Origin of the sequence: Kribbella sp. NBC_01484 (genome assembly GCF_036227145.1) — a bacterium.
GTDB lineage: Bacteria > Actinomycetota > Actinomycetes > Propionibacteriales > Kribbellaceae > Kribbella.
In genome coordinates this window covers 1269770-1286582 of sequence record NZ_CP109437.1, presented here as the reverse complement: position 1 = coordinate 1286582, position 16813 = coordinate 1269770, and the positions used below count along the sequence as shown (strand labels likewise).

Here is a 16813-nt window from a genome sequence, read left to right as displayed (position 1 = left end):
TCGGCGCCGGCGTGGTCATGGGGCCTTGGCTCCCGGCCTTCCCTCGTCGCTCCAGTCGCTTCGCTCCCTACGCTCCTCAGTCCACGCTGGGAGGCCCCATGACCGCCTATCCACACGTCGCCGCGCCGTTGGATCTCGGTCACGTCGTGCTGCCCAATCGGGTGATCATGGGGTCGATGCACACCGGCCTCGAGGACAGGCTCAAGGATTTGCCGAAGCTGGCCGCGTACTTCGCCGAGCGGGCTCGTGGTGGTGTGGGGCTGATGGTGACCGGCGGATATGCCCCCAATCGCACCGGCTGGCTCACGCCGTTCGGGTCCAGGCTGACCAGTCGCCGCCAGGCCCGCAAGCATCGCCTGCTCACCGACGCCGTCCATGCCGAAGGCGGCCGGATCGCGCTCCAGATCCTGCATGCCGGTCGCTATGCCTACCATCCGTTCAGCGTGTCCGCCTCGGCTCTCAAGGCGCCGATCAACCCGTTCAAACCGCGGGCGCTCTCCGACGGTGGAGTCCGCAAGCAACTGAAGGCGTACGTCGACTGCGCGGCGCTGGCGCGTGAAGCCGGGTACGACGGCGTCGAGATCATGGGCTCCGAGGGGTACTTCATCAACCAGTTCCTGTCCGAGCGAACGAACAAGCGCACCGACCGGTGGGGCGGCAGCCCGGAGAACCGCCGCCGCCTCGCCGTGGAGATCGTCCGCCAGACGCGTGAACGCGTCGGAGACGACTTCCTGATCATCTATCGCCTCTCCATGGCCGACCTGGTCGAAGGCGGCCAGGCCTGGGACGAGGTCGTTGCGCTGGGCAAGGAGATCGAAGCGGCCGGTGCGTCGATCATCAACACCGGCATCGGCTGGCACGAGGCCCGGGTGCCGACGATCGTGACCTCGGTGCCGCGGGCGGCGTTCACGTCTGTGACCGCCGCGTTCAAGCCGCACGTCGGCATCCCGGTGGTCACCTCGAACCGGATCAACCTGCCGCAGGTCGCCGAGGAGGTGCTGGCCCGCGGCGACGCCGACCTGGTCAGCATGGCCCGGCCGTTCTTGGCCGATCCGGACTGGGTGCTCAAGGCAACGACCGATCGAGCCGACGAGATCAACGTGTGCATCGCGTGTAATCAGGCCTGCCTGGACCATGTGTTCGCCAAGCAGAAGGCGAGCTGCATGGTCAACCCGCGGGCCGCTCGTGAGACCGAATTGCGGTTGCTGCCGACCCGTCGTACGAAGAACATCGCGGTCGTCGGGGCCGGCCCGGCCGGGCTGGCCGCCGCGGTGACGGCGGCCGAGCGTGGGCATCGGGTCGAGCTGTTCGAGACGGATCCGGAGATCGGTGGGCAGTTCGGGATCGCTCGGCGGATCCCTGGGAAGGAAGAGTTTGCGGAGACGATCCGGTACTACCGGCGCCGGCTCGAGCTCACCGGTGTGAAGCTGCACCTAGGTCGGCGCGCGACGGCCGACGACCTCGCCGGCTTCGACGAGATCGTGCTCGCGACCGGCGTCGTACCGCGGGTGCCGGCGATCCCGGGCATCGATCACCCGAAGGTCCTGTCGTACGTCGAGGTCGTCCGGGAAGGCAAGCCCGTCGGGGCGACCGTTGCCGTGATCGGCGCGGGCGGGATCGGTGTGGACGTGAGCGAGTTCCTGACCACGGAGGCGTCGCCTGCGCTCGACCTCGCTGCGTGGAAGGCCGAGTGGGGTGTCGCGGATCCGACCGTCGCGCCTGGTGGGCTGACCACCCCGAGGCCGGAGCCGTCGCCGCGGAAGGTGTACCTCTTACAGCGCAAGCCCGGGAAGATCGGCGCCGGCCTCGGCAAGACCACCGGCTGGGTGCACCGCGCCGCACTGAAGAGCAAGCAGGTCGAGCAACTCCGCGGCGTCAACTACGAACGCATCGACGACGAAGGCCTCCATCTCACCTTCGGCCCGCACCACGAGAACCCCCGCGTCCTGGCCGTCGACACCATCGTCATCTGCGCCGGCCAGGAACCGGTCCGCGACCTCGCCGACGCACTCGCCCCGGCCAACCGCCCCATCCACCTCATCGGCGGCGCCGACATAGCCGCCGAACTAGACGCCAAACGCGCCATAGACCAGGCCACCCGCCTAGCCCTCACCCTGTGATCGCGTACTAGGGCATCGACCTGAGCGCTCTAGTACGCGCTCGCCTCGGGCGGGGACTGCAGTGCACCGTTTACGGCGTACGCGCACTAGGTGAGGAGACAGGATGACGAAGCGAGTATTGATCTCCGGTGGGGGGATCGCGGGGCCGGCGGTCGCGTTCTGGTTGCGACGGTTCGGGTTTGCGCCGACGGTCGTCGAGGTCGCGCCGGGACCGCGGCCGGGCGGGCAGACCGTGGACCTGCGCGGGGTGTCCCGGGTGGTCGTCGAGCGGATGGGGCTGATGGCCGCGGTCGGGGAGCGGCAGATGCATGAGCGTGGGCTGGAGTACGTGCGGGCCAACGGGCGGCGCGCGGCCGCGATGCCGGCCGAGTTGTTCGACGGCGCGGGCCCGGTCGCCGAGATCGAGATCCTCCGTGGAGATCTCGCCGGGATCCTGGCCGACGCGACCGGCGACATCGAGTACCTGTACGGCGATTCGGTCGCCAAGTTGGACGAGGATGCGAGCGGTGTCGAGGTGACGTTCGCCGGCGGTACGCAGCGGCGGTTCGACCTGGTGGTCGGGGCCGACGGCGTGCACTCGCGGGTCCGCCGGCTCGCGTTCGGTCCGGAGGAGCGGTTCGTACAGCACCTCGGCGGCTACATGTCGTACTTCACCATCGAGACCCCGGAACCGCTGAACGACTGGATGAAGATCTACTCCGCACCCGGCGGTCGCTGGGTCGGACTGCGGCCCGACCACAACCCGCGCTTCGCGAGGGCTCTGCTGGCTTTCCGATCGCCGGTGCTCAGCTACGACCGCCGCGACGCCGAGGCGCAGAAAGCCTTGGTGCGAGAGCGGTTCGAGGGCCTCGGCTGGCACACCGAGCGCATCCTGGCCGGGCTGCGCAACGCGGACGACTTCTACTTCGACAGCGTCAGCCGCGTCGTCGTACCGGAGTGGTCGCGCGGCCGGTTCGCCCTCGCCGGGGATGCCGGGTACTGCGGCTCACCGCTGGCCGGCCACGGTACGGCGCTGTCGCTCGTCGGCGCCTATGTTCTGGCGGGAGAGCTCGCCGCCGCGGACGGCGATCACCTGCGGGCGTTCCCGGCGTACCAGGCCCGGATGCAGGCGTACGTCGACCAGCGGATGGAACTGCCGCCCGGTGGGATCAAGATGGCGATGCCGATGACCTCAGTCGGTGTCCGGCTGCGCGACACCTCGACGCGAGTGATGACGTCCCGCCCGTTCTCTGGTCTCCTGGCCAAGATGGCGATCGCGAAGCCGGATGCGATCGACCTGCCCGACTACTCAGTCGAGCGGGGAGACCCAGTCCGGATTGCGGCCGAGCAGGCCGAGTAGCTGGTCGAAGTCGGAGGCGTTGCCGGAGACCTTGACACTGCGCTCGAAGGCGGCGCCCGGGCCGCGGGTGGCCTTGGTGTCAGGGATCCGGCGGGCCAGGGCGAGCGCCACCTCGACCATGTCCGGCGGCGCGTCGTAGGTGACGTCGATGGCCCGGGCCAGGTCCCAGGCGTGCACGACGCAGTCGAGCTGGTGGAAGGTCAGCGCGACCCGGCGCGGGAACGTGCCGAACTCGCGGACCTCCATCAGCCGGTCGAGTGCGCCGCCGTCGGCGAACGCGTCCGCGACCCCCACGTTGGACCGCCGGTACGCGCCGGCCGGGTTGTCGCCGAGCCGGCCGCCGTTCCAGGTCTGTACGGGGGCCGAGCCGTTCAGGGCCGCGGCGGCGAAGCCCTCGTTCTCGCTGACGATGTGACGGAGCAGGCCGCGAACGGTCCAGTCCGGGCAGGGAGTGGGATACCAGAGCTGCTCGGGTCGCACCTGCATCACGACTTCCCCGAGTACTGCGCCGGCCCTACGATCCAGATCCCGGATGTCCATCCGTGCTCCTCCCGTCGCCTGCCGCCTCAGCGAGCATAGGCTGCTCGAAGGTGATTCGGCAGGAACCCGCGTGAGCACAAGGGACAACCCGCGCGGCGGGGCCGGGAGAGGTGGCTGCGGTCAGGCGGTTCCCGCGGCGGCTGCCTTGGCGGCCTTCTTGAAGGAGCGGACCTCGTTGAGGGACGCGGCGTCGGTGACGTCGGCGATCGAGCGGTGCGAACCACGGTCGCCGTAGCTGCCGGCCGCCTCCCGCCAGCCCTTGGGCTGGACCCCGCGCTGCTTGCCGAGGAGTGCGAGGAAGATCTTGGCCTTCTGCTCGCCGAACCCGGGCAGCGCCTTCAGTCGCTTCAGCACCTCGGCCCCGTCGGGCTTGGGGCGGCCGGCGGTCCAGATGCCCGCGGTGTCACCGTCGTACTTCGCGATGATGTGTTCGGCCAGGGCATGCACCCGCCGGGCCATCGATCCGCCGTACCGGTGGATGGCCGGTGGAGTCACGCAGAGCTCGACGAACGTGTCGAGGTCGGTGGCGGCGATCTTGTGCAGGTCGAAGCCGTCCATCCGGTTGGCGATCTTCAGCGGCCCCGAGAAGGCGTGCTCCATCGGGTACTGCTGGTCCAGGAGCATGCCGACCAGCAGGGCGAACGGGTCGTCGTTGAGCAACTTGTCGGCGTCCGGGTTGCCGGTCAGGTGGAGTTCGCGCAGCATGGCGCCCATCTTGACACGAAGCGGTGGCTCGGTGGGCTAGTGCGCGTACGATGTATGCGTACTAGTTCGGGAGGGTTGATGGGTGCGGCGCCGTACCAGGTGATCGCTGCGGAGCTCCGGCGGCGGATCGAGTCGGGCGAGCTGAGGCCGGGGGACCGGGTGCCGTCGACGCGGGCGCTGGTGCGCGACTTCGGGGTCGCGATGGCGACCGCGACGAAGGCGTTGCAGGCGCTGCAGCAGGAGCGGCTGGTGCATGCGAGTCCGGGCGTCGGGACGGTCGTCGGTCCGCCGCCACGCTCGGCCACGCGATCCCGGCAGGCCGGCGCTCGTCGCGCCGTACCGGCGGACGGCGGCCTGGACCTCCATCGCGACGAAGTGGTGCGGATGGGGATCGCGATCGCGGACGCCGAGGGACTCGGCGCGCTGTCGATGCGCAGGATCGCGGCCGAGCTCGGGGTGTCGACGATGGCGCTGTACCGGTATGTCGGCGGCAAGGACGCGCTGGTGCTGCAGATGGTCGACACCGCCATGGGCGAGTTCCCGTTGACCGAGGCGCCGGACGGTTGGCGGGACGGGGTCGCCGCGGTGGCCCGGTCGCAGTGGGCGGCGTACCGGCGGCATCTGTGGCTGGCGAGCGCGGTCAGCCTCGGCCGCCCGCAACTGCTGCCGAACCTCCTGCCGCACACCGATGCCGTCCTGCGTGCGCTCCGCGGGGTCGACAAGAGCGACGCGCTGTACGCCGCGATCTCTGTGTTCGCGTTCGTCCGTGGGGTGGCGCTGGCGATGGAGACCGAGGCGTACGCCGAGCAGGACACCGGGCTGACCGCCGACGAATGGGTCGACCGGCAGAGCGGCCAGATGGCCGCGCTGGTCGCCAAGGGGAACCTGATCGGGTTCCGTGAGCTGCTCGCGGACGGCTTCGACTTCGACTACGACCTGGACCGGCTGTTCGAGTTCGGTCTCGGACTGGTGCTGGACGGACTCGAAGTGAGACTCGCGCCGCTACGCTGAGTACTGACGGTCTCGAGGAGGTGACTGTGGACCCTGTGTTCGCGCCTGACGTGCCGGTCGGCGTACGGCGGTTGTACGAACACCGGCCCGAGTTGTTCGTCCCGGCCTCGGCGCCGCGGCCGAAGCGGGAGACGTCGTGGTCGGTTGCTCCTGCGAACACGTTCGGCACGCTGCTGGTGTGGATCACGGTCTGTGTCGGCGGATGGATCCTGGCGCTGATCTTCCTGGCCGGGACGCTGCCGGTCGCGGTCGCCGCCTGGTCGGCGGTGGCGCTCGCCGGGATCGCGGTGGTCGCGACCGGCGGGATCCTGGTGAAGTCGGGGATGGAGGATCGCGGGCACAAGGCGGTCCGGTTGCAGCACGGGAAGTACCTGCTGCCGGAGGACTTCGACGCGCCCGCGGCGCGGCTGCTCGGCCGGGCCCAGCGCGCGGTGAAAACGGTGCTCGAGGCAACAGTTACCCAACGCGGGCTGCTCGACGAGATGAAGAACGAGCTGGTTCTGCCCGAGCAGCTCTGGGACATCGCGCAGGTGCTGCGGGAGCACACCGTGCTGCGGGCCCGGCAGCGCGACGTAGCTCGTGGGATGGCGACCGCCGAGCTGGAGGCTGTCCTCGGGCCGCAGCGCCGGGCCCTCGCGCTGTCGGTGGACGCGATCAAACGCAAGGTCGATCTGCTCGACCACTACGCCGACCGGGTCCGCTCCGCCGACGCCGCCCTCCGCGCCGAGGCGGCGCTGGGCGACGGCGATCGCTACATCGAGCTCCTGGCCCGCACCGAGCCGGTCGGCGACACCTCGCTCGTGCAAGGCTTCGCCGACGAAGCCACCGCCCTCAAGGAGACCCTCACCCGAACCATCAACGCCGCCCGCGACGCCGGAAGAACCCTCGCCCTCCCCGAGTAGCACTCCGGCGAGGGGTTGAAGTTCCCCGGACGTGTGTGAGATCGACCCGGTGGTACGCCGGTTCCTTCGAGTCCCGGCGGATCGAGACGGCCAGGATGGCGGCGGGGAGAAGGACGGCCGCGAACGGCCAGACGATCTCATCCATGCTCAGCGACAGGAGTTCGAGCAAGGCTCCGACCAGGGCTGCGCAGAAGAGCCCTAGGAACGGCAGCGCGATGCCCGCGAACACGGTGGCTTCCATCCCCCGGGTCGGGTCGCCGCGGCGGCGCAGTAGCCGCCAGACGCAGGCGACTGTGATGAGCAGGCCGCTGGGGACCAGGAAGAGTGCCGCCTCGAAGGACCGCGCGCGCATGTCGGCCGGGGCCCTGGTGGTCTCCTGGACGGCGCCCTTGGCCGTGATCTCGGTCAGCCGGCCGCGCCAGATGGTGCCGGTGACGCGGTCGCCCTCGTCGAGGTGGTCCAGGACGGGACCAGTGTTTCCGTAGAACGTGTTCCACCTGGCGCCGTGCGCGCTGATCAGGACCGCGCTGCTGTTCTTGTCCCTCATGTAGTGGTTCAGGTAGATGTCGGACACGGTGAACTCGCCTGTCCAGCGGCATTCGGCCCGTGTGGACGGAGCGGCGAGACAGCGCGGTGCGGCCTCGTAGGCGCGCACGTCGCGAGCGCCGTTCGGGGTCTCCGCCACGACGAGGGCTGCGGCACCACCTATCAGCCCAAGGCCGACAAGGAGAGCGCCAACGGTCCCGCTGATGCTATCCAGGAACGAATGATCCCGATTCACCCAACTCTCCCCTGTGACAGATCTTGGTGCCTACCTGATAAACGTTGGTCGTCACCGCTTTAGTTGCTCAGGAGATCGGCTTCTTCCTCGGGTGTCAGCCCGATTCCGAGTTCGGGTTTGCCGCGGGCATCGTCCCAGGTGAGGACGTCGGCGACTGTTCGGCGGAGGGGAGTGACCGGCATGCCGGCAGCTCGTGCCTTGGCGGGGTTGCGGCGGCGTTCGCCCCATTCGGCCTCGGGGTCGATGAGCGGGAACCGGGGCGGGACGGAGTCGAAGGGGACCTCGACGATGTCGACCGTGGTGCCGGCGAGATCGGCGGCGGTGGTGATGAGTTCGGCGATCGTGCTGTCGGGGCCGATCGCGTTGTACGCGCCCGGGCGCTCGTCCGTGATCAACCGGACAACGAGCCGGGCGACGTCGCGGCTGTCCACGAGTTGCAGCGGCGCCTCGGGCTTCGTCGGCAGTGCGACCCGACCGCCGCGGGCACCACGTCGTACCCAGTAGAGGGCCGTGCCCGACGAGTCACCGGGACCTGTGACCCGGCCGGGACGCACGATCGTCGCGCGGTCGCCGTACCGCGCGAGTATGTCGTCCTCGCAGGCGACCTTGCACGGCCCGTAGGTCTCGTTCGTGAGTACGTCGGCCGCCCGCATCGGCGGCCTCCGTGGCGCCGTCTCGTCGGTCCCGGCCGGCAGGTCGCGCACGTACACCGCGTGACTCGAGATGAACACGTACCGTCCGACCCGATCGCCGAGCACGTCCATCGTCTCGTCGACCTGCTTCGTCTGGAAGCCACTCAGGTCGACGACCGCATCCCACTCGCCGGTCCGCAACGCCTCGTAGTCGCCGGTCTCCCGATCGCCGACCAACTGTGTGACCTCCGGCGGCAGCGCCGTACCACTCCTTCCGCGGCTGAAGGACGCGACGTCCGCGCCTTGTGCCAGCGCGTCCTCGACGACCGCGCGACCGACAAACCCGTTCCCACCCAGCATCAGAATCCGCACGACCGACCAACCTAGTCCCGGCTTACTGCCCACGCGACCGGATTAGGCTCTCGCCATGACCAACACTGTGGTGGTTGCTGGTGGCACCGGTGCGCTCGGGGTCGCGGTGACCGCGGAGTTCCTCCGGGCCGGGTGGCGCGTCGTGGTCCCGGGGCGGACCGAGGAATCCCTCGCCCGGCTCGGCACCGACCCGGCCCTCAACCCGGTGATCGCCGATCCCTTCGACACGGCCGGTACGGCGGACGTCGTCGCGCTGGCCACGTCCGACGAGGCCGCCCCACTGACCGCACTGGTCAACCTGATCGGCGGCTTCGCCTCCGGCGCGCGGGTGCACGAGACCCCGATCGAGGACTTCGAGGAACAACTCCGGCTCAACCTGCGCCCGACGTACCTGATCACTCAGGGCGTGCTGCCGCATCTGCTTGCCGCGGGTGCTGGAGCGATCGTTTGTACGTCGAGTGGCGCGGCGCAGCGACCCTTCTCCGGCGCGGCCGGATACATCACCGCGAAGGCCGGCGTGATCGCGTTCGCGGACGCACTGCACGCGGAGTATGCACGCGATGGCATCCGGGTGAACACGATCATCCCCGGCACCATCGACACCCCCGCCAACCGGGCCGAGAGGCCGAAGGCCGACACCACCAAATGGACCCCGCCGGCGCGCATCGCGACCGTCGTCCGGACCCTCGTCGAGGTCGACGGTTTCGCGGGTGCCCATCTGTCCGTATGACAACCGATTGACCCTGTAATACGTCTGAGGAGGTACAGGTGCGGGTACTTGACGCACACTGGATCTGGGGACGGCGACAGGGGAGCCATGGGGAGAAGTGCGCGCGCCGCAGCCAACCGGCCACGGTCGGTGCCGAAGCTGCTGAGTCTGACGCTACTGGGCGCGCTGTTGCCTGGGCTCGGACTGATCGCCGGCGGTCGCCGCCGGATCGGCGCGTTCGTCCTCACCCTCACCCTCGGGCTGGTCGGCCTGGGCGTGTACGTCGGTCTCACCCGGCGGGACCAGGTCCTCGCGGCGGCCGTCGTACCGAGCCGGCTGCTGATGACCTCGGTCGCGATCGGGGTGCTGGCGTTCCTCTGGATCATGGTGATCGTCGCCTCGCACCGGTCGTTGCGTCCGGCAACGGGCGGGCGCGGCGGGCGGGCGATCGGCGCGGTGTTCGTCGGCATGCTGTGCTTCGCGATCGCGGCCCCGGCGGCCCTCGGCGTACAGAGCGTGCTCGCGCAGCGCACCCTCGTGCAGGACGTGTTCCAGGCGCAGGCGGAGAGCAAGAGCGCGACCCGGCCGACGGTGGTCAACGTCAAGGATCCCTGGGAGGACCGGCCACGGCTCAACCTGCTGCTGATCGGCGGTGACGACGCACCGAGCCGGGTCGGCGTCCGGACCGACACGGTGATCGTGGCGAGCATCGACACCAGGACCGGTAACACGGCGCTGATCTCGTTGCCGCGCAACCTCACCTTCATGCCGTTCCCGAGCGACTCGCCGCTGCACAGGATCTACCCGGAGGGCTTCGGCAAGGAGGGCCTCAGCCTTGACGGCCGGCTGGAGTGGATGCTGACCGCGATGTACCAGAACATCCCCGACGCGCACCCCGGCATCCTCGGACCGTCCGACAACGAGGGCGCCGACGTGCTGAAGCAGTCGGTGGGCGAGGCGACCGGGCTGAAGCTCGACTACTACTTGCAGGTCAACCTGCAGGGCTTCCCGGAGCTGGTGGACGCGATCGGCGGGATCACCGTCAACGTCAACGAGCGGGTCGCGATGGGCGGGATCAGCAGCTCACACATCCCGCCGTCCGAGTGGATCGAGCGTGGGCCGAGGCAGCATCTGGACGGCCGGCACGCGCTGTGGTTCGCCCGCGGCCGGTACGGCGCCGACGACGACCAGCGGCAGGTCCGCCAGCGGTGCGCGATCAAAGGCATCGTCGACGCGGCGGACCCGCAGACACTGGTGACGAAGTACCGGGCGATCGCCAAGGCCGGTCAGCACCTGCTGCGCACCGACATCCCGCAGGAGCTCTTGCCCGCACTGGTCGAGCTCGCACTCAAGGTGAAGTCGGCGACCGTCTCCAACGTCACCCTCGACGCGTCGAAGCTGCGGCTGAAGTACCTGCACCCCGACTACGGCGCCCTGCGCGACACCGTCGAGAAGGCTCTCGAAGCCGACCCGGCGCCGGCCGTTACGCCGACCACCCCGCCGACGCCCTCGAAGTCGGCCCGCAGGCCCGTCACTCCGCCGCCGACGCCGGCCGGCCCGACGCAGAACCTCGTCGACGCCTGCGCCTATCAGCCCAACGGCGATCAGCCCAACTAGGGGCGTAGGTTCGGCGTCATGCGTTTCGACCGCTACACCGTGATCCTGCTGACGCTACGGCCGGACGCGCCTGCGATGACGGACGAAGAGGCAGACGAACGGCAGGACCGGCACCTGGCGCACGGCGCGGACATGCAGGAGCGTGGGCTGGTCCTGGCTCGGGGACCGCTCGTGGACCAGGACAACGAGCGCTACCGTGGCTTCTCCATCTGGTCGGTGGACGCCGCGACAGCTCGCAACCATGCCGAAGCCGATCCGGCGGTCCGAGCCGGCCGCTTGGCGGTCGAGGTCATGACGTGGATGATGCCCGCCGGCAACCTCCAGTTCTCCCGCGTCCGGCGACCCCGCTCGATCGCCGACGCAACGACCGACTGATTGCTGCGGATCTGCTGTCGATCTGGTGGTGGGTCGCTCGACGTGAGAGTAAGTGGTCGACCGACACGACGAGGAGCGGGTGCAATGCGCTACATGATCATCAACAAGGCGGACGCTGACAGCGAGGCGGGGAGGTTGCCGGCGCCGGAGGTGGCCGAGGGGGTCGGGAAGGTCGTCGAGGACCTGTCGAAGGCCGGCGTACTGCTGTTCGCGGAGGGCGTGCACCGCAGTTCGCTCGGCGCCCGGGTGAAGGTCGAGGACGGCAGGCGCACGGTCACCGACGGCCCGTTCGCCGAGACCAAGGAACTGATCGGCGGCGTGATCGTCGTCGAGGTCCGCAACCGGGACGAGGCCGTCGAGTGGGCCGCCCGCCTGGCCGAAGCCCTGGGCAACGAGGTCGAGGTCCGCCGCGTCGTCGAAGAAGCCGACTTCGATCCGAACTCGGACCTCTACACCTGAGCCTGCCCCCACAGCCAGAGGGTTGCCCCCCGAGATTCCGACTGGGCAACCCTCCAGCTGGAGGGGCAGCCCCTGAGCTGGAGGGTTGCCCCCCGAGATTCCGACTGGGCAACCCTCCAGCTGGAGGGGCAGCCCCTGAGCTGGAGGGTTGCCCCCTGAGATTCCGGGTGGGCAACCCTTCGGCTGGAGGGGCAGCCCCCTGAGCTGGGGGGGGGTTGGCGTGCTGCGGGGGAGGGGTGGGTTGATGTTGGACGTGGGGTGTTGTTCTATCGGCGGGTGACAGTTATCGAGGCGGCCGGGGCGGTTGACGCGGTCTGGCGGATCGAGTCGGCCCGGATCATCGCGGGCGTGGCCCGGATCGTGCGCGACGTCGGGCTGGCCGAGGAGCTGGCGCAGGACGCGCTCGTGGCGGCGCTCGAGCAGTGGCCGGAGTCCGGCGTACCGAACAATCCCGGCGCCTGGCTGATGGCGATCGCCAAGCGGCGCGCGATCGACCTGATCCGGCGCAAGGAGACCTACCAGCGCAAGCTCGCCGAGATGGGTCACGAGCTGGAGATCGACGGCGACAGCGTCGAGGACGACGTCGAAGCGATTCTCGAGGACCACATCGAGGACGACCTCCTCCGGCTGGTGTTCACGGCCTGCCACCCGGTGCTCACGATGGATGCGCGGGTCACGCTGACGCTGCGGTTGCTCGGCGGTCTGAAGACCGACGAGATCGCCCGCGCGTTCCTCGCCCCGGAGCCGACGATCGCCCAGCGGATCGTCCGGGCCAAGCGCAACCTCGCCAAGGCGAACGTGCAGTTCGAGGTGCCGGCCGGCGACGAGCTGCTCGAGCGGCTGTCGGCGGTGCTCGAGGTCGTCTACCTGATCTACAACGAGGGCTACTCCGCGACCGCCGGCGACGACTGGATGCGCCCGGCGCTGTGCAACGAGGCGATGCGCCTCGGCCGGCTGCTGGCCGAGCTGATGCCGGACGAGCCCGAGGTCCACGGTCTGCTCGCGCTGATGGAGCTGCAGGCGTCGCGTGCCAACGCGCGGATCGGCCCCGAGGGTGAGCCGGTCCTCCTGCTCGACCAGGACCGTCGCCGCTGGGATCGGCTGCTGATCCGCCGCGGCCTCGCAGGTCTCGACCACGCCTGGGCCCTGGAGAAACCGCCCGGCCCGTACCTTCTCCAGGCCGCGATCGCCGCCTGCCACGCCCGCGCCGCCGACCCCGACGACACGGACTGGGCCCGCATCGCCGGCCTGTACGCGATCCTCGCCCAAGTCACGCCGTCACCGGTCGTCGAGCTCAACCAGGCGGTCGCGATCTCCATGGCGTTCGGCCCGCAACGCGGGCTGGAAGCCGTCGACGCGCTCGCCGACGACCCGTCCCTGAAGGACTACCACCTGCTCCCGAGCGTCCGCGGCGACCTGCTGTTCAAACTGGGCCGCCTCGCCGAGGCCCGCCAGGAATTCGAGAAGGCTGCCGCCCTCACCCGCAACGAACGCGAACGCACCCTCCTGCTCGAACGCGCCGCCGCCTGCTGATGCCGCGTCAAGCAAGGCTGGGAAGATAGTCCGGCGTGATCACCACCCCGAAGCCGGCCCCGGCGGCCAGGTGCGGGGTCCACCCCTGATCTGGTCCTTTCACCCCGCGCATGCGGTGGGAGAAGGGACCAGCTGCGAGGTTCTCCGCTGAAATTGCCCCGGGCGGGAGCCGAGTGGGGTAACGACCTCAACGCGGGTGTCGATTCTGGGTGGCGTTGTTCGACGCGGTAGGTGAGGCCAGCTGAGTGGCCCGCTGAACCTGGAGGAACATCATGGAGAAGGTCACTTCGGCGGACGGCACCGCCATCGCGTACGACCGGCTCGGCGAGGGACCCGCGGTGGTCCTCGTCTGCGGCGGCTCGGTGGACCGGATGTCGAACGCCCCGCTGGCAGCGCTGCTGGCGCAGAACCACACCGTCTACAACTACGACCGCCGTGGCCGCGGCGACTCCGGCGATGCGCCGGAGTACACGGTCGAGCACGAGTTCGAGGACCTGGACGCGATCTTCGCGGCTGTCGGCGCACCGGCCTGCCTGTACGGGACCTCGTCCGGTGCGGCGCTCGCCCTGCTCGCCACCGCGGCCGGTCGCCCGGTGACCAAGCTCGCGCTCTGGGAGCCGCCGTACATCCTCGAGGGCACGCGGAAGCGGCCGCCGGCCGACACCGCGTCGATCTACAGGGCCTTCGTCGCCGAGGGTCGCCGCGACAAGGCGGCCGAGTACTTCATGGCCGAGGTAGTCGGGCTGCCGGCCGACTTCGTCGCGATGGCGAAGGAGTCGCCGTGGTGGCCGGCTCAGGAGGCGATCGCGCACACGCTCGCGTACGACGCGACCGTGATGGGCGACTACTCGATCCCGGCCGCCGCGGCAACGGTGACGGTACCGACCCGGGTCTTCACCGGCGGCGCGTCGGAGGAGTGGATGAAGCTCGGCAACCAGGCCGTCCAGGACGTGATCCCGGGCGCGACCGGCCGCGTGGTCCCCGATCAGCAGCACAATGTCGACCCAGCCGCGCTGGCTCCGTTCCTGAAGGAGTTCTTCGCATGACCAGCACAGTGTTTTCCAAGGACGGTACGACGATCGCCTATGACCGGCGTGGTGAGGGGCCGGCCATGGTGCTGGTCGACGGTGCGCTGTGCGGGCGAGCCCAGGGGCCGATGCCCGAGCTCGCCGAGGAGCTGGCAAGTCACTTCACGGTCTACAACTACGACCGGCGTGGCCGAGGCGAGTCCGGCGACGCGGACAGCTACGCAGTGGATCGCGAGATCGAGGACCTGGCTGCCGTGATCGAGGCCGCGGGTGGTTCGGCGTACGTGTACGGCTCGTCGTCCGGGGCGGCGCTGGCGCTGCGGGCCGCGGCGGCGGGGGTGGCGATCGAGAAGCTGGTCGCGTTCGAGCCGCCGTTCGTCGTCGACGACAGCCGCAAGCCGGTGCCTGCGACCTGGGTCGAGGACCTCGAGTCCCGCGGTCCGGCGGACGCGGTGAAGTACTTCATGACGAAGGTGATCGGCCTGCCCGGGCCGTTCGTCGCGATGTTGAGGCTGATGCCGGCCTGGAAGCACCTGAAGGCGATGGCCCCGACCCTTCCGTACGACGCCCGCGTCGTCGGCGCCAATGTGGCCGGCCGGCCGCTGGACGCGGCGCAGTGGGCCGGAATCGAGAGCCCGGTGCTGACGGTCTACGGCGGGAAGAGCCCGGCCTGGATGAAGACCGCCGTACGCGCGGTGGCCGACGCCGTGCCCGGTGCCGAGTGCCAAGAGGTGCCAGGCCAGAACCACATGATCAAGACCGGCGCGATCGCCCCGGTCGTGACCGAGTTCTTGCGCTGATGGAACCGTTACGTCCGAAGAACCGAGGGCTACAACCCTCGGTTCTTCGGACACAAGCAACTGTTCGCGTCAGGCGCCGGTGACCAGCGCGCCGGCGCCGGCGCGCGCGGCGTCGAAGCGGGCTTGCGCGTCGGCCCAGTTCACCACGTTCCACCAGGCCTTCACGTAGTCCGGCTTCACGTTCTTGTACTGCAGGTAGAAGGCGTGCTCCCACATGTCCAGCATCACGATCGGGATCTGCCCGGCCGGCAGGTTGCCCTGCTGGTCGTACAGCTGGTGGATCAGCAGGTTGCCGCCCAGCGCGTCCCAGCCGAGGATCGCCCAGCCCGAGCCCTGGATCGTGGTGGCGCTGGCGGTGAAGTTGGCCTGGAAGGCGTCGAACGAGCCGAAGGACTCGTCGAGCGCCGCGCCCAGCTCGCCGTCCGGCTTGTCGCCACCGTCCGGAGACAGGTTCTTCCAGAAGATCGAGTGGTTGACGTGCCCGCCGAGGTTGAAGGCCAGCGTCTTCTCCAGCCCGACGATCGAGCCGAAGTCACCCTTCTCGCGGGCCTCGGCCAGCTTGTCCAGGGTGTCGTTCAGCCCCTTCACGTAGGTGGCGTGGTGCTTGTCGTGATGCAGCTCCATGATCTCGCCGGCGATGCTCGGCGCCAGTGCGCCGTAGTCGTAGGGGAGGTCGGGAAGCGTGTACGTGGTCAACTCTGCTCCTTCGTCGGGGCCCGCGGGGGCCGATATCTGCGATGTCCTGTCTCAGCGGCACCAGCTTGAAACTTCAACCACGGTTGAGGTCAAGGCGCCACGCTGTGGGACGGGCCAGGCAGCACCTCCGACCGGTGCCCGGTGCGACCGCCGTTCACACGGCGCACGCACCGAACACCCCCAGCTTCACATACTGCCCCGCAGGATCCACGGCGGCGTCTCACCTGATCGCGAGCACCAGCTTGCCCCGGGTCCGGGCGTCCTCCATCCGCCGGTGTGCAGCGGCCGCAGCCGCCAGCGGGAACACCTCCTCGACCTCGGCCCGGACCGCTCCGCACTCGATCAGCGCTGCGATCTCGGCGAGTGCGTGACCGTCGGGTTCGACCAGGTACGACGCCACCCGGACACCGGACTCCGCAGCGCGGGCGAGCAGCTCCGGCGAGGTCCCGGACGGTACGGCGACCACCAGGCCACCCGGCCTGGTGACGGCCACGGACTGAACCAGCGTGGTCTCACTGCCGACCAGGTCGACCGCGACGTCGATGTCCCCGGTCGCCTCGGCCACGTCCGCCGAGTGGTAGTCGATCACCTCGTCCGCGCCGAGGCTCCGCAGCCACTCGTGCTTACCGGCGCTCGCCGTGCCGACGACGTACGCGCCGAGCTCCTTGGCGAACTGCACGGCCAGGTGCCCGACCCCACCCGCGGCCGCGTGGATCAGCACCCGCTGACCCTTCTCTACGCCGGCCAGCGCGGTCAGGATCTGGTACGCCGTGAGTCCGGCCAGCGGAACCGCGGCTGCATCGGTGTGGCCGAGGTTGGCCGGCTTGCGGGCGAAGTGCCGCGACGGCGCGGTCACTTACTCCGCATACGCCGAAGCTGCCCGTGGGAACCACGGCATCCCGTAGACCTCGTCGCCGACCGCGAGGGTGTGGACGCCGTGGCCGATCTCCTCGACGACACCCGACACGTCCCAGCCGAGGATGAACGGCGGATCTCCGAGGATGCCGGCGACGCCCTGACCCGCACGGGTCTTGGCATCGACCGGGTTCACGCCGGCCGCGTGGACGCGGACCAGCACCTCGGTGGGAAGCGGCGTGGGGCGGTCGGCCTCGACGAGGTGCAGGACCTCAGGGCCGCCGAAGATGTCTTGACTGATGGCTCTCATGGCCCGCAAGCTATCTCTGGGACGGTAGT

Annotated in this window: 18 protein-coding genes; 11 read left to right on the top strand and 7 right to left on the bottom strand. The window is 69.7% G+C overall.

Features of this window, described 5'->3' with window-relative positions; translation table 11 throughout:
• Positions 1 to 98 precede the first annotated feature (98 nt).
• Positions 99 to 2120 carry an NADPH-dependent 2,4-dienoyl-CoA reductase gene (locus OG555_RS06235; RefSeq protein ID WP_329481786.1) on the top strand — a complete coding sequence of 674 codons (2022 nt, stop codon included), beginning with the start codon at positions 99 to 101 and terminating at the stop codon, positions 2118 to 2120.
• Between the two features lie 103 nt (positions 2121 to 2223).
• Positions 2224 to 3459: an FAD-dependent monooxygenase gene (locus OG555_RS06230; protein WP_329481784.1), complete on the top strand. Its 1236-nt coding sequence runs from the start codon at positions 2224 to 2226 to the stop codon at positions 3457 to 3459.
• Here the strand turns inward: OG555_RS06230 and OG555_RS06225 are convergent.
• Entirely contained in the window at positions 3409 to 3999 is a 591-nt protein-coding gene (locus OG555_RS06225) for a TIGR03086 family metal-binding protein (RefSeq protein WP_329481782.1), read from the bottom strand. The genes OG555_RS06230 and OG555_RS06225 overlap by 51 nt on opposite strands.
• 120 nt (positions 4000 to 4119) lie before the next feature.
• Positions 4120 to 4704, bottom strand: coding sequence for an HhH-GPD-type base excision DNA repair protein (locus OG555_RS06220; RefSeq protein ID WP_328526415.1), 585 nt, complete (start codon positions 4702 to 4704; stop codon positions 4120 to 4122).
• 78 nt (positions 4705 to 4782) lie between these two features.
• On the opposite strand from OG555_RS06220, the gene OG555_RS06215 reads away from it, so the two are divergent.
• Positions 4783 to 5715, top strand: coding sequence for a GntR family transcriptional regulator (locus OG555_RS06215; RefSeq protein WP_329481780.1), 933 nt, complete (start codon positions 4783 to 4785; stop codon positions 5713 to 5715).
• Positions 5716 to 5741: 26 nt separating this feature from the next.
• Positions 5742 to 6617, top strand: a complete 876-nt coding sequence (locus tag OG555_RS06210; protein ID WP_329481778.1) for a hypothetical protein — start codon at positions 5742 to 5744, stop codon at positions 6615 to 6617.
• Here OG555_RS06210 and OG555_RS06205 read toward each other — a convergent pair.
• Positions 6571 to 7398, bottom strand: coding sequence for a hypothetical protein (locus tag OG555_RS06205; protein ID WP_329481776.1), 828 nt, complete (start codon positions 7396 to 7398; stop codon positions 6571 to 6573). The two genes, OG555_RS06210 and OG555_RS06205, sit on opposite strands and share 47 nt — an antisense overlap.
• A 59-nt stretch (positions 7399 to 7457) precedes the next feature.
• The gene (locus tag OG555_RS06200) at positions 7458 to 8402 is read right to left on the bottom strand and encodes an NAD-dependent epimerase/dehydratase family protein (RefSeq protein WP_329481774.1); all 945 of its coding nucleotides are present in this window, start codon (positions 8400 to 8402) and stop codon (positions 7458 to 7460) included.
• Positions 8403 to 8457: 55 nt separating this feature from the next.
• Between OG555_RS06200 and OG555_RS06195 the strand changes: the two genes are divergently transcribed.
• The 7 genes from OG555_RS06195 to OG555_RS06165 all read left to right on the top strand — a co-directional run bounded on the left by OG555_RS06195 (position 8458) and on the right by OG555_RS06165 (position 14923).
• Entirely contained in the window at positions 8458 to 9132 is a 675-nt protein-coding gene (locus OG555_RS06195; protein ID WP_329481773.1) for an SDR family NAD(P)-dependent oxidoreductase, read from the top strand.
• Positions 9133 to 9219: 87 nt separating this feature from the next.
• Positions 9220 to 10728 (top strand): LCP family protein, encoded by a 1509-nt coding sequence (locus tag OG555_RS06190; protein ID WP_329481771.1) that lies wholly within the window; start codon positions 9220 to 9222, stop codon positions 10726 to 10728.
• An 18-nt stretch (positions 10729 to 10746) separates the two neighbouring features.
• Complete coding sequence (locus OG555_RS06185) at positions 10747 to 11103, top strand: YciI family protein (protein WP_329481769.1); 357 nt, start codon at positions 10747 to 10749, stop codon at positions 11101 to 11103.
• A gap of 84 nt (positions 11104 to 11187) precedes the next feature.
• Entirely contained in the window at positions 11188 to 11562 is a 375-nt protein-coding gene (locus OG555_RS06180) for a YciI family protein (protein WP_329481768.1), read from the top strand.
• A gap of 276 nt (positions 11563 to 11838) precedes the next feature.
• The gene (locus OG555_RS06175; RefSeq protein WP_329481766.1) at positions 11839 to 13095 is read left to right on the top strand and encodes an RNA polymerase sigma factor; all 1257 of its coding nucleotides are present in this window, start codon (positions 11839 to 11841) and stop codon (positions 13093 to 13095) included.
• A gap of 272 nt (positions 13096 to 13367) precedes the next feature.
• On the top strand, positions 13368 to 14141 hold the full coding sequence (locus tag OG555_RS06170) for an alpha/beta fold hydrolase (RefSeq protein ID WP_329481764.1): 774 nt from the start codon (positions 13368 to 13370) through the stop codon (positions 14139 to 14141).
• Positions 14138 to 14923: an alpha/beta fold hydrolase gene (locus OG555_RS06165; protein ID WP_329481762.1), complete on the top strand. Its 786-nt coding sequence runs from the start codon at positions 14138 to 14140 to the stop codon at positions 14921 to 14923. Before OG555_RS06170 ends, OG555_RS06165 begins: the two co-directional genes overlap by 4 nt.
• Before the next feature lie 69 nt (positions 14924 to 14992).
• On the opposite strand, the gene OG555_RS06160 is transcribed toward OG555_RS06165, so the two are convergent.
• The 3 genes from OG555_RS06160 to OG555_RS06150 form a co-directional block, all read right to left on the bottom strand.
• Positions 14993 to 15619: a superoxide dismutase gene (locus tag OG555_RS06160; RefSeq protein ID WP_329481761.1), complete on the bottom strand. Its 627-nt coding sequence runs from the start codon at positions 15617 to 15619 to the stop codon at positions 14993 to 14995.
• 220 nt (positions 15620 to 15839) lie between these two features.
• Positions 15840 to 16475 carry an NADP-dependent oxidoreductase gene (locus OG555_RS06155; protein ID WP_329481759.1) on the bottom strand — a complete coding sequence of 212 codons (636 nt, stop codon included), beginning with the start codon at positions 16473 to 16475 and terminating at the stop codon, positions 15840 to 15842.
• A complete protein-coding gene (locus tag OG555_RS06150; protein WP_329481758.1) occupies positions 16476 to 16784 on the bottom strand; it encodes an alcohol dehydrogenase catalytic domain-containing protein in 309 nt (102 codons plus the stop codon).
• Positions 16785 to 16813: the final 29 nt, after the last annotated feature.